This window comes from Micromonospora sp. LHW51205, assembly GCF_003315815.1.
GTDB lineage: Bacteria > Actinomycetota > Actinomycetes > Mycobacteriales > Micromonosporaceae > Micromonospora > Micromonospora chalcea.
On the sequence record NZ_QMEZ01000003.1, the window covers coordinates 147,959 to 160,413 of the forward strand.

At 74.7% G+C, this 12,455-nt stretch carries 12 protein-coding genes; 2 read left to right on the forward strand and 10 right to left on the reverse strand.

What is annotated here, in order from left to right:
• Positions 1-178: 178 nt before the first annotated feature.
• From DQE82_RS12985 to DQE82_RS12995, 3 genes are all read right to left on the reverse strand, one after another.
• Positions 179-844, reverse strand: coding sequence for a response regulator transcription factor (locus DQE82_RS12985; RefSeq protein ID WP_113972804.1), 666 nt, complete (start codon positions 842-844; stop codon positions 179-181).
• Positions 841-2,043 carry a sensor histidine kinase gene (locus DQE82_RS12990; protein WP_370446794.1) on the reverse strand — a complete coding sequence of 401 codons (1,203 nt, stop codon included), beginning with the start codon at positions 2,041-2,043 and terminating at the stop codon, positions 841-843. Before DQE82_RS12990 ends, DQE82_RS12985 begins: the two co-directional genes overlap by 4 nt.
• A 139-nt stretch (positions 2,044-2,182) precedes the next feature.
• Positions 2,183-2,878 (reverse strand): DUF305 domain-containing protein, encoded by a 696-nt coding sequence (locus tag DQE82_RS12995; RefSeq protein WP_113972806.1) that lies wholly within the window; start codon positions 2,876-2,878, stop codon positions 2,183-2,185.
• A gap of 147 nt (positions 2,879-3,025) precedes the next feature.
• On the opposite strand from DQE82_RS12995, the gene DQE82_RS13000 reads away from it, so the two are divergent.
• Complete coding sequence (locus DQE82_RS13000; protein WP_369799352.1) at positions 3,026-4,468, forward strand: LVIVD repeat-containing protein; 1,443 nt, start codon at positions 3,026-3,028, stop codon at positions 4,466-4,468.
• Between the two features lie 104 nt (positions 4,469-4,572).
• Here DQE82_RS13000 and DQE82_RS13005 read toward each other — a convergent pair whose 3' ends face one another.
• Both DQE82_RS13005 and DQE82_RS13010 read right to left on the reverse strand, forming a co-directional pair.
• A complete protein-coding gene (locus DQE82_RS13005; protein WP_069088584.1) occupies positions 4,573-5,565 on the reverse strand; it encodes a carcinine hydrolase/isopenicillin-N N-acyltransferase family protein in 993 nt (330 codons plus the stop codon).
• A gap of 48 nt (positions 5,566-5,613) precedes the next feature.
• Complete coding sequence (locus DQE82_RS13010; protein ID WP_113972807.1) at positions 5,614-6,087, reverse strand: DUF1203 domain-containing protein; 474 nt, start codon at positions 6,085-6,087, stop codon at positions 5,614-5,616.
• A 122-nt stretch (positions 6,088-6,209) separates the two neighbouring features.
• On the opposite strand from DQE82_RS13010, the gene DQE82_RS13015 reads away from it, so the two are divergent.
• Positions 6,210-7,085: a transglutaminase domain-containing protein gene (locus DQE82_RS13015; RefSeq protein ID WP_113972808.1), complete on the forward strand. Its 876-nt coding sequence runs from the start codon at positions 6,210-6,212 to the stop codon at positions 7,083-7,085.
• 31 nt (positions 7,086-7,116) lie between these two features.
• On the opposite strand, the gene DQE82_RS13020 is transcribed toward DQE82_RS13015, so the two are convergent.
• The 5 genes from DQE82_RS13020 to DQE82_RS13040 all read right to left on the reverse strand — a co-directional run bounded on the left by DQE82_RS13020 (position 7,117) and on the right by DQE82_RS13040 (position 12,438).
• Positions 7,117-8,727, reverse strand: coding sequence for an asparagine synthetase B (locus DQE82_RS13020; RefSeq protein ID WP_113972809.1), 1,611 nt, complete (start codon positions 8,725-8,727; stop codon positions 7,117-7,119).
• A 4-nt stretch (positions 8,728-8,731) separates the two neighbouring features.
• Entirely contained in the window at positions 8,732-9,691 is a 960-nt protein-coding gene (locus tag DQE82_RS13025) for a hypothetical protein (protein ID WP_113972810.1), read from the reverse strand.
• Between the two features lie 102 nt (positions 9,692-9,793).
• The gene (locus DQE82_RS13030; RefSeq protein WP_113972811.1) at positions 9,794-10,588 is read right to left on the reverse strand and encodes an isocitrate lyase/phosphoenolpyruvate mutase family protein; all 795 of its coding nucleotides are present in this window, start codon (positions 10,586-10,588) and stop codon (positions 9,794-9,796) included.
• Positions 10,585-11,589: a cytochrome P450 gene (locus DQE82_RS13035; RefSeq protein WP_233514656.1), complete on the reverse strand. Its 1,005-nt coding sequence runs from the start codon at positions 11,587-11,589 to the stop codon at positions 10,585-10,587. The genes DQE82_RS13030 and DQE82_RS13035 overlap by 4 nt, the downstream gene beginning before the upstream one ends.
• Before the next feature lie 105 nt (positions 11,590-11,694).
• Complete coding sequence (locus DQE82_RS13040) at positions 11,695-12,438, reverse strand: helix-turn-helix transcriptional regulator (RefSeq protein ID WP_113972813.1); 744 nt, start codon at positions 12,436-12,438, stop codon at positions 11,695-11,697.
• Positions 12,439-12,455: the final 17 nt, after the last annotated feature.

The window sequence follows — 12,455 nt, forward strand, 5'->3', positions numbered from 1 at the left end:
GTGACGCCGGTGGTCGGTGGTGCGGACACTGAGGTGCTCCTGTCGGACACGGTCTTTCTGACAGTTCCGACGCTAGGGGCGGCACCACCTGGTTGATCTCCACCTGCGCGCTCGACCTCGATGCGACGGAGGTCGTCCCCCACCGGGGAAACCCGTACGACCTGAGGCGTACGCCGGGTCAGCCGCCGGGCGTGATCAGGCCGCTCTCGTACGCCAGGACGACCGCCTGGACCCGGTCGCGCAGCTGGAGCTTGGCCAGGATGCGGCCGACGTGGGTCTTCACCGTCGCCTCCGCGACGTGCACCCGGGCGGCGATCTCGGCGTTGGAGAGCCCCTGCGCCACCAGCAGCAGCACCTCCCGTTCCCGCTCGGTGAGCTGGGCCAGCCGGGGATCGGCGGCCGGCGCGGGGCCGAGCTGCCCGGCGAACCGGTCGAGCAGCCGCCGGGTGATCGACGGGGCCACCACCGAGTCGCCCTGGGCGACCACCCGGATCGCGGCCATGAGCTCCTCCGGCGGCACGTTCTTGAGCAGGAACCCGCTCGCCCCGGCGCGCAGCGCCGCGAACGCGTCGGCCTCCGTGTCGAACGTGGTCAGCGCCAGCACGCGGGGGCGCCCGTCGTCGCGCCGGGCACAGATCCGCCGGGTCGCCTCCACCCCGTCCATGGTCGGCATGCGCAGGTCCATCACCACCACGTCGACAGCGACCCGGTCCAGCACCCGCAGCGCGTCCGCGCCGTCGATGGCCTCGGCGACCACCGCCAGGTCGGGCTGGGAGCCGAGCACCATCCGGAACCCGGCGCGTACCAGCGCCTGGTCGTCGACGATCATCACCCGTACCGTCACGCCGCCGCGCTCCCTTCCCCGGTGCCGGCCGCCGGGGACAGCGGCAGCCGCGCCCGCACCCGCCAGCCACCGGCAAGTGTGGGTCCGGCGGCGAGGCTGCCGTCGTACACCCCGACCCGTTCCCGCATGCCGACCAGGCCGTGACCGCCGGACGGCGCCGGGCCGTCGACCGGACGGCCGCGCCCGTCGTCCACGGCGCGGATCACGACGGCGTCGGCGCTCCAGTCCAGCGTCAGCTCCACCGACGCGCCGACGCCCGCGTGTTTGAGCGTGTTGGTCAGGCTCTCCTGCACCACCCGGTAGACGGTCAGCTCCAGGCCGGGGGGCAGCGGCGGCGGCGCGCCGGCGCCGCCGCAGGCGACCCGCAGCCCGGCGGCGCGGAACCGGTCGAGCAACGCGGGCAGCTCCACCAGCGCGGGCCGGCGGTGCGCGGGCCCGTCCGCCGGGTCCGGCTGCGTCGCTGTGGGTTCCCGCAGTACGCCGACCAGCCGCCGCATCTCCTCCAGCGCCGCCCGGCCGGTGTCCGCCACCACCTTGGCCGCCTCGCGGGCGGTGGCCGGATCCCGGTCGAGCGTGAACCGCACCCCGTCCGCCTGCACGATCATCACGGCCATGCTGTGGGCGACCACGTCGTGCAGCTCGCGGGCGATCCGGGTGCGCTCCTCGGCGACCGCGGCCCGCGCCTGCGCCTCCCGTTCCCGTTCCAGCGTCGCGGCCCGGTCCTCCAGGCTGAGCACGTAGAGCCGGCGGGTCCGCAGGTTCAGCCCGGCCAGCCAGACCGCGCCGACGATCAGGGCGTAGAAGAACGCGCCCATCCACCAGGGCCCGGCGCCGGGCGTCTGGAGCGCGGCGAGCACGCCGCCGAGCACGGCGACGACCCCGGCCACGATGCCGTCGCGGAGCCGGTCGGCGTACTTGACCACGCTGTAGAGGGCGATCAGCACGGCGATGTCGTAGGCGAGCGGACCCCAGCCGGCGATCACCTGGACCAGCGCGAGCGCGGCCACCGCGACGGCGACCGCCGTCGGGTGGGTACGCCGGAAGAACACCGCCACCGCCGCCGCCAGCCCGACCGCGAACGCGGCGACGCCGATCTGGCCGGCGACGTACGCGGAGACGGCGAAGAACACGACCAGCCCGCAGACGGCGGTGTCGAAGGCGATGCCGCGCAGCGGACGGCCGAGGATGAGGCGAGCCACGATTCCCCAGCCTAGGCCCGCCCTCCCCACCCCTCCCCCGCCGCCCCACCTCGCGATGATCATGAGGTTGACGGGCGTCGTCGTCCGATTTGTCGCCGCCAACCTCATGATCACCGCGAGGATCGGCGGGGTGCGGGGGTCAGGAGGGCAGGAGGGCTCGCATGCGGGTGATCTCGGCGGACTGCTCGACGGCCACCCCGGTGGCGAACTCCTGCATGGCCTGGTCGGCGCCGACCTTCAGCAGGTCGGTGGACATCACGATCGCGCCCTGGTGGTGGTCGGTCATCATCCGCACGAAGAGCTTGTCGAACGCCGCGCCCTTGGCGTCCGCAAGCTGCCGCATCGCCTCGGCGGACTGCATCCCGCGCATGCTGCCGTGGTCGTGTCCCGGCACGTCGGCGGGCAGGTCGCGGGTGCTGAGCCAGGCACGCAGCAGGCCGACCTCCGGCCCCTGGGCGGCGCGGATCCGCTCGGCCACGGCGCGGATGCGGGGGTCGGCGGCCCGGTCGGGGGCGAGCGTCGCCATCTCCAGCGCCTGCTCGTGGTGCGGGATCATCATCCGGACGTACCAGACGTCGAGGCTGTTGAACCGGGGCGTCGACGCTGCCCGCACCTGATCGGGCGCACGGGTGGCGGCCGACTCCCCCGGGCGGCCGGGGACCAGCAGCGGCGGCGCCGAGGTGGTGGCGCTCGGGCTCGGCGCGCCCGTCGCGGCGTTGCCCGCCGCGGCCTCGGGCCGGGTGTCGTCGCGCCCGGCGAGCGCCAGCCCGCCGATCACCACGAGCATGACGAGCGCTGTGACGCCCACCCACACGCGCGCCTGCCGGCTGGTCATACGACGCCTCCTCCGGTCAAGGTGAAGGCGATCCTATACATAGATAAAAGTTCCCTAGTGTGACCCAGGTCACATTGATGACGGTCTCCGATAGGTAAGGTTTGGCGAATCATCATCCCCTTTCGAAGGGTGTTGCCGGTGATCAGCATCCGCACGTCCCGCACCCGCATCATCAGCCTCGCCGCCGCCGGCCTGCTGCTCGCCGGCGTGGTCGCCGCGCCGCCGAGCAGCGCCCAGGAGATCCCCCGCGCCCAGGCCGCGCCGGCCACCGTGGACAGCGCCGTCCCCGGTGTCGACGAGATCTCCAGCAGCCCCAACCTGCGGCAGGTGGCCAACCTGCCGAAGCAGGCGCCGTTCGACACCACCGCAGCCCTCGGCACCGACATCGCCTTCCAGGGGCGGTACGCGTTCGTCGGCAACTACGACGGGTTCGTCATCTACGACATCCTCCGGCCGAGCCGCCCGACGATCGTGTCGCAGGTGCTCTGCCCCGGCTCGCAGAACGACATCTCGGTCCACGGCGACCTGCTCTTCCTGTCCACCGACTCCTCCCGCAGCGACGACTCCTGCGCCAGCACCAGCCAGCCGGCGTCGGTGAAGGAGTCCTGGGAGGGCATCAAGATCTTCGACATCCGCGACAAGCGCAACCCGCGCTACATCAAGTCGGTCGAGACGGCGTGCGGCTCGCACACCCACACGCTCGTGCCCGGCAAGGACAAGCGCAACGTCTACCTGTACGTCTCGTCGTACAGCCCGCGCGCCGACTTCCCGGACTGCCAGCCGCCGCACGACTCCATCTCCATCGTCAAGGTGCCGGTGAAGAACCCCACCACCGCCTCCGTGGTGGCCACGCCGAACCTGTTCCCGGACGGCGGCTACCCGGGCATCCCCGGTCAGTCGTCGGCCACCACCGGCTGCCACGACATCACCGCGTACCCGGCGAAGGACCTGGCCGCCGGCGCGTGCATGGGTGACGGCATCCTGCTGGACATCAAGGACCGTGAGGCGCCCCGGGTGATCGAGCGGGTGACCGACGCCGAGAACTTCGCGTTCTGGCACTCGGCCACGTTCAACAACTCCGGCACCAAGGTCGTCTTCACCGACGAGCTGGGCGGCGGCGGCGCGGCCACCTGCAACGAGGTGGTCGGCCCGAACCGTGGCGCGGACGCCATCTACGACATCACCGGCCGCGGCAACGCCCGCAAGCTGGAATTCCGCAGCTACTACAAGATCCCGCGCGTCAACGCCGACACCGAGAACTGCGTGGCCCACAACGGCTCACTGATCCCGGTGCCCGGCCGCGACATCATGGTGCAGGCGTGGTACCAGGGCGGCATCTCGGTGTGGGACTTCACCAACTCCCGCAAGCCGACCGAGATCGCCTACTGGGAGCGCGGTCCGCTGGACGCCACGCAGCTGCGTACCGGCGGGTCCTGGTCGGCGTACTGGTACAACGGCCACATCTACTCCAGCGACATCCAGAAGGGACTGGACGTGCTGGAGCTGCGTGACCCGCGTACCTGGCTGGCGCAGTTCCTGCTGGTTCCCGAGCTGAACGTGCAGACCCAGGCGGGCTACCTGAGCTGGTGACCCGCTGACCCGTCCCGGGCCCGGCGCTCCCCTCGCGGGGGCCGCCGGGCCCGGTGCGTTGTCAGCGCCGACGACCTCGGCCGGAGCGGTCCACCCGGCCCGGATCAGCTCATCGGCAGGCGGTAGTCACGGGTGCCGCCACCGGCCGTGACCACCCGCACCTCGCCGCTGCGCAGCCCGTACGTGACCGACCAGCGGGTGTGCGACTGGCGTACCGCGTTCAGCAGCCGCAGCGCCCCGGCCGCGTCGACCACCCCACCGGCACGGTCCAGTTCCTTCGCCAGCACCCCGTACCTGCGGTCCTGGCGCAGTTCCCGGTCCGGCACACCGACGGCCGGCACGTTCGTCAGCGCCTGCCACGGGCCGCTGCGCCGGTCCACAGTCATCTTCCCGTCGACGAACTCCACCACCGCCGACGTGCCGGTCGCGTCGGCCAGCAGGTAGTGCAGCGGCGGCCCGCCGTCGAAGTCCAGGTTGTAGCGCTTGAACACGGCGACCGCCTCGTCCACGGTCGCGGCCGAGTCGAGCACCAGGCGCAGGATGCGCACCGAGCCCACCTTCGGTAGTCCGGGCACCGGCTCGGCGCGCGCCCCGTCGTCGGCGGCCAGCCCGACCGCGAGACCCCGCTCGTTCATGCCGTCGAACGGCAGCAGCGGCGCGTCCAGCAGCCGCCGGTCCCCCGTCGGGTCGGCGGCCACCCCCAGGTAGGAGATGTCGACCAGCGAGATCGAGGCGTACCCGTCCGGCGGGTCGGTGCGCAGCACCAGCGCGGGGTTCGGCTCCCAGTCGAAGTTGCGGGCGAACACCGGCCGCTCCCGGTCGCCGAGCGCGGCGAACAGCGAGCAGCCGAACGGGCTCGGCGGCGTCGACCCGGCCAGCCCGGCGGTCGGGTCGTAGTCGCCGTCGTACGTCATCTCGTACATCGGCAGATCGTCGATCTTGCGGAGGCTGGCCAGCGTCCGTTCGACCTGGCCGGGGTCCTGCCGCGAGGCGGTGGGCGAGCCGGCCGCGGCCGGCGGGTCGGACCGGCGGCTCTCCCCGCAGGCCGTGCCGAGCAGGAGCAACGCGAGCCCGCCGGCGATGAGGGTCCTCCGCATGACAGCGACGCTAGAAGAGGCGTCCGCCGATGTCCATCCGGGACCCGGTCAACTCCGCACGACGGCGAACATCCAGCAGCCGTACACGACGTTGCGGCTGTGCAGCAGGTCCACCGCCGGGTCGGCGAACAGCTCCGCGACCACCGCCTCCGGGTCGCCGCCGTCGTGTCGCCGTCCGCCCACGATGCGACCCCGGCTGTCGTACGCGCGCAGCACCTGCTCCCGTCCGCGCCACTGGGACGGGTACGCCGTCACGTCGTGCGGGCCGGCGCATTCGGCGGCGTGCGCGAACACCGGTCCCACCTCGCGGTACGGGCTCGGCGGCAGCGGCGGGGCGTACCCGAACAGCAGCAGCGTCTCGTCCGGCCGGGCGTCGCGCAGGCAGCAGCGCAGCGGCTCGCCGCCGGTGGCGCGCCGGTGCTCGGGCGGCTGCCCGGTGGCGTCGCGGCCGGTGCGGCGCAGCTCGGCGAGCGTCCCCGCGGGCAGCGGGCGGATCCGGAACGCGGTACGGGTGGTCGTCACGGTCCCAGCCTGGCGCGGCCCGGACCGCGGCGCTGGCGGTGATCGGACCTGGCATTCGGGCGCCGCGAGATTGCGCGCCGAGCGGGCACCCGCCGGCCGCGTCCCGCGCCGACAATGGCCGGATGGACGTCGACGACTACCGGACCCACTCCCCGTACAGCGATCCCCGCCACCACGCGGCGCTGCTCGACGCCGTGCCGGCCGACCTGGCCACCGTCGCGGCGACCGCCCGCAACGTGATCATCCACTACCGGGCCGGCGGGGTGGAGCTGCCGGACGTCCGCCGGGCCGAGGTGAATCTGCGCTGGACGGACCGCATCCTCGACGCCGACCAGTCGCGGTTCCCGCTGCCGCTGACCGCCGAGCGCCCGGCCGCCGAGCGGGTCGCCGGGTGCTGCCGGGACCACACGCTGCTCACCGTCGCGGCGCTGCGCCAGCACGGCGTCCCGGCCCGCAGCCGGGTCGGGTTCGCGAGCTACTTCGTGCCCGGCTGGCACCACGACCATGTGCTCGCCGAGTGGTGGGACGGCGAGCGGTGGGTCTGGTCCGACCCGGAGCTGGACCCGGCCGGCGACCGGCCGTTCGACGGCTACGACATCGACCCGGAGGCCGGGCACTTCGAGTCGGCGGCCCGGGTGTGGCTGGCCTACCGGGCGGGCCGGGTCGACCCGGACACCTACGGCGTGGACCCGTCGCTGCCGATCCGGGGCGACTGGTTCATCCACGACTACGTGCTGCTGGAGCTGGCCCACCGGCACAAGGACGAGGTGCTGCTCTGGGACGGGTTCGGGGCGATGACCGAGGACCTGACCGGCGCCGACCTCACGCTCGTCGACGAGGTCGCCGCGCTGCTGGTGGGCGCCGACCGCGGCGACGCCGCCGCCGGGCGGGAGCTGGCCCGGCGGTACGCCTCGGACGCCCGGCTGCGTCCGGGCCCGACGGTGCACTGCATGGACCCGGTCTCCGGCGTGGCCGCCGACGTGGACCTGCGACGCTGACCCGGCGGCCTCCTACCGGGGCCACGCGGGCTCACCCGGGCAGGGGCGCCTCGTCGCCTCGGGTGCGGCGCGGGTTGACCAGCCGCCGGACCATCGGCGCGGCGTTCCACCGGGCCGCGCCGACCAGGTCCCGGGCGTGTTCCAGCACGGTGTAGTCGGGCCGGGCCATGCCCTCGGCGATGGCCCGGTCGAGGTCGTTGCCGCAGCGGGTGAGCACGCTGTCGAAGTCACGGCGGACCGGTTCCAGCAGGTCGTAGCCGAAGGAGCGGTGCAGCCGGGCGAACAGCGGCTTGTAGAGGCGGGCCCGCTCGTGCAGGCCCGACGAGTACGACATCGGGTTCTTCGGCCGCTGCCGGACGTAGGCGGGCAGCAGGTCGGCGAAGGCCTGCCGGACGATCCACTTCTCCTGCCCGTCGCGCAGCTTGAGGTCCAGCGGCAGCCGCATGGCCAGCTCGACGACGCTGAGGTCGAGGAACGGCACCCGGGCCTCCACCCCGTGCGCCATGCTGGCCCGGTCCACCCGTTGCAGCTCGGTCCGGCACAGGTTGCGGATCTTGTGCAGGAACAGCCGGCGGGACCGCTCCGGCCCGACCTGGTGGTACATCGGATAGCCGCCGAACAGCTCGTCGGAGCCGTCGCCGGTGAGCACCACCCGTACGCCCAGCTCGCGCAGCCGCCGGAAGATCGGCACCGAGACGACAGCGTTGATGATGTCGCCGTACTCGGTCAGCTCGGAGACCCGGATCGCCTCACGCACGTCGGCCAGCCGGATGTCGCGGGGGCGCAGCTCGATCACCTCGTGCGGCACGCCGAGGTCGGCGGCGAGCCGCCGGGCGTACGCGACGTCGGGGCTCTCCGGCACGCCGATGGTGACCGCCACGCAGTCCGGGTGCAGTTCGCGGGCGTGCAGCAGCGCCAGCGAGCTGTCCAGGCCGCCGGAGAGCACCACGCCGACGGTGAGGTCGGTGTCCAGCCGGGCCCGCATCGCGTCGGTGAGCGCGACGCGGACCAGCAGGGCCGCCTCGTCCGGGTCGTCGATCACCGGCAGGCCGTCGCCGAGGGTGAGCAGGTCGACGTGCGGGCGCGGCCGGACCGGTTCGCCGGGCTCGACCCAGCCGTGGTGCCCGGGCGCCACCTCGCCGATCGGCGCGCCGTGCCCGACGAGCGCCTTGACCTCGGAGGCGAGGTGCAGGCAGCCGGGCAGGCGGGACCAGTACAGCGGCTTGACCCCGAGCGGGTCCCGGGCCAGGTACGCCCGCCCGCTGTCCCGCTCGACGATCACGAACGCGTACTCCCCACGCAGCCGGCGTACCGCGTTCTCGCCCCACTGGCGGAACGCGGTCAGCACGACCTCGGTGTCGCCGGTGGTGCGGAACTCGTGCCCGAGCCGGGTCAGCTCGACGCGCAGCTCGTGGTGGTTGAAGATCTCGCCGTTGTAGCAGAGCAGGTGCCGCTCGTCCGGCGACATCCACGGCTGGACGGACCGTTCCCGGTCCACGATCTTCAGCCGCCGTACGCCGGCCAGGAGGCCGTTCTCCTGGCGGGTCTCGGTGACCTCACCGCGCGACGCGAGCGCGGTGAGCATCCGGCGGAACGTGGCCGGGTCGGCCTCGGGGCCGATGCTCAGCGCGATGCCGCACACCGGGTCACACCCCCATCTCGGCCTCGTACGCCCGCCGGTAGCGGCGGCGGGCGTCCGGGGCGAGACACACGTGCCAGGCCTGTCCCTCGTCGACCACGTTCACCTCGCCGGCGTCCTGACGGGCCAGGAGCAACCCGGCGAGGGCCGAACGGGCGCCGAAGCGCTCGTACCATTCCAGCTCGACATCGGCGGCCCAGCCGAGGCAGTGTCCGCTGGGCACCATCGCGGCGTACCCCAGGCGGCGCAGCCGGTACTGGTGCTCGGCGCTGCGGGCCAGGCTGGTCACCCAGAGCGGCGGCGTGCCGTCCGGCGCGACGGCCGCGAACTCCCGGGCCAGGTCGTTGAGGAACGCGATCATCTCGCGGCGGGCCCGGCGGAACAGCAGCCCGGCGGTACGCGGGGTGGCGGCCGGAAGCAACCGGCGGCGCACCGCGCGCAGGCCCCGGCCCACGACCGTGGCGGGCTGCTCCTGATAGCGGAACTCGATCAGCCCGCGCCGGCGCAGCCACTCCAGGTCGACGAGTTCGGCGCTGGTGCGGACCTGGTCGTCGGTGAGGAACGTCGGGGCGTCCCGCCACCAGAGCACGTCGACACGGGAGAGCAGGTAGATGCGGACCAGCGCGGTGAGGTCCTGCGCCGAGCTGCGCGCGTTTGGCTGGTAGCGGGCCATCTCCAGCAGCAGCGTCTCCCGGGCCCCGATCAGCCCCTGGGGCGTGGCGTCGAGGACGGCGGCGATGGCGGGTTCGCGCAGCCGCTGGTCGAGCAGCACCTGGCGGGCGGTGGCCGACGGCGCGTCGGCGAGCGCGCCCACCTCGACCAGGAGGTCCGCCACCGCCGCCCGGTACGCGGACAGGTCCGGGACAGCGTCGCCGCGCCGGCCGGCTGCGGGCACCCGGCGGGCGGGAGCGGTGGGTACGGCGGCGGGACCGGGCTGGCGACCGGGGCTGCGGCTGGGCACTCGCATGGTCTCCGTCCCCTCTCGGTCGGGACACGGCGTGATTGGGCCTGCGCACACCGTAAAGACCGGAGAAGGCGCGATTCCTCCCATCTCCCCTGAAGTGCCCGATCAGGTGGCGGACGGCGACACCAGGGCCTGCACCTCCTCGTATCCGGGCGGCGCCGGCAGGCCCGCGTCGCGCCCGGCGCCGATCGCGTCGGTCAGGTGCAGCGCGGCACCGAGCGCGGCCCGGAACAGCAGCGATCCGGTGCTGACCCGGGCCACGCCGAGCCGCCCGAGGGCTGCGAGGTCCGGGCCGCCCGGCCGGTACAGCACGTTCAGCGGCAACCCCGCCTCGGCGGCGAGCAGGCCGACCAGGTCGTCCGGCGCGCCCGGCACGAACAGGCAGTCGGCACCGGCGGCCCGGAACGCCGCCGCCCGCCGCCGTGCCTCGTCCAGCGGCGCCGGCACGCCCAGCCACCAGGCGTCGGTGCGGGCGTTGACGACCATCCGCGGCACCGCCGCGCGGACCGCAGCGATCACGGCGGCGACGTGGTCCACCGGGGCCAGTCGCCCGTCCGGGCGCCCGTCCTCCAGGTTCACACCGACCACCCCGAGCGCGGCCAGCTCGCCCACGAACCCGGCGACCTGCGCCGGGTCATCGTGGAAGCCGTCCTCGACGTCCACCGTCAGCAGCGCCGGCAGGTCCCGCAGCCGGTACGCCAGCTCCAGCGTCTCGGCGCGGGTCGCCCTGACGGCGTCCGGCCGCCCGGCGGCCGCCGCCACGCCCAGGCTGGTCGTGCCGATCGCCTGATGGCCCCTGGCGGCGAGCGCCGCGGCGGAGGCGTGGTCCCAGGCGTTCGGCAGGAGCAGCGGTTCGCCGGGCCGGTGCAGGTCACGGAATGCGCGGTACCGGTCGGTCATCGGAGGATCACCTCGAGTGGGGTCGGCGGGACGTCAGGGGCAGGGCCGGCGGGACGGCAGCGGCGGCGCAGCACGCCGACCACGCCGGCGGCCAGGGCGAGCGCGTGCCGCTGCCCGGGGCAGCCGCGGGGGCCGGCGCCGAACGTCAGCGCGGCGTTCGCCCGGCCGGCGCGGAAACGGTCCGGCTCCGGAAAGACCGCCGGGTCGCGGTTGGCGGCGTCGAACCGCAGCAGCAGCCGCTCCCCCACGCGCACCGGCTGGCCGTCCAGGGTCAGCGGGTCGGCGGCGACCCGGCGGGTGACCCGTACCGGCGGGTCGAGGCGCAGCACCTCGGCGAGCAGCGCGTCGGTCTCGAGCCCGTCCGGCGCGTCGAGCCCGTGCCGGACGGCGGCCACGATCAGCCCGGCGGTGGCGTCGGCGGCCTGCACCAGCAGCCCGAGCTGGTTCGCTGTCACCTCGGCCGGAGCGGGCGGCGACATGGCCAGCAGCGCCGCCACCGCCCGGTCCGCCCGCCGCACCGCCGCCGGGCCGGCGCCCGGGTGGTAGGCGGCGGCCACCGCCGTCACCTCCGCGACGGCCGCCGCCGAGTCGGCCAGCCCGAGCCGCTCCGCCAGCACCACAAGGGGTACGCGCCGAGCCAGGTCACCGGTCACGTCCACCCGGTCGCCGCCGTTGTCCGCGCTCGCGGCGCGGTCGAGGATCCGCCCGGTCAGCCGTTCCGCGATCACGCGCAGTTCCCGTGGGTCGAGCGTGTCGAGCGCCGCCACCCCGACGGCTCGCCGCGCGGCATGCCGGTCCGGCGGGCTGAACCGGCTCACCGAGGCGCGCAGCCATGCCAGGCCGCCCTCCGGCGCATCCTCGGCGGGCGGCACCACGCAGCGGGGATCGGTCAGGACGGAGACGACGTCCGCGTACCGGGTGACCACCCAGCCGCCGTCGTCCGAGGTCGGCGGCCCGCAGGGCGGCGTGCCCGGAGCAGCCGTGATCGTCGGTGAATCCATCACCGGACCGTAGGGCGCCGACAGTTCGGCCCGGACCGAACGATCCGGCCGGGCACACCCGGCGGTCAGCCGCAGGCGGGACCGGTGCCGCGGGGCACGGGCGGGTCAGGCGCGCGCCGGGCCGGTGTCGCGGGTGGCGGGCGCGGCCAGCAGCACCGGGTCGAGCCCGAGCGCCTCGGCCAGCGCGTCCCGCCCCGCCGGGGTGACCCGTACCGCCCGGCCGTTGCCGCGCGCGGTCCAGCCGAGGTCGAGGAAGCGCCCGCACAGCGCCGCCCCGACCGCGCCGGCCAGGTGCGGGCGCCGTTCGGTCCAGTCCAGGCAGTCGCGGACGAGCGGCCGCCGGGTGCCGCGCAGTGGTTCGACGGGTACGCCGAGACGGTCCAGCCAGCTCATGCCGGCCTCGGTCAGCGCGAGGCCGCCGGTGCGGTCGAGCACGCCACGGTCGAGCAGGGCGTCGTGCAGCAGCACGCCGAGCCGCCCGGCCAGGTGGTCGTAGCAGGTGCGCGCGTACGCCAGGGCGGCACCGGCCGACGCGGCGCGCAACGTGCGGGGCGGGGTCGCCGGTGCGGGCGCCCGCGCGGCCAGGTCCTCGACGAGCTGGGCGACGCCCGGGTCGGCGAGGCGGACGTACCGGTGGCGGCCCTGCCGCTCCTCGACCACCAGACCGCCCGCCACCAGCCGGGTGAGGTGGCCGCTCGCGGTGGACGCGGCCACCCCGGCGGCGCGGGCCAGCTCCCCGGCGGTCCAGGCGCGGCCGTCGAGCAGGGCCAGGCAGAAGCCGGCCCGGGTGGGGTCGGCGAGCAGCGCGGCGAACCCGGCGAGTCCGCGTCCGTCGGCACCGGTGGTCATCGGCCCATGCTGACACG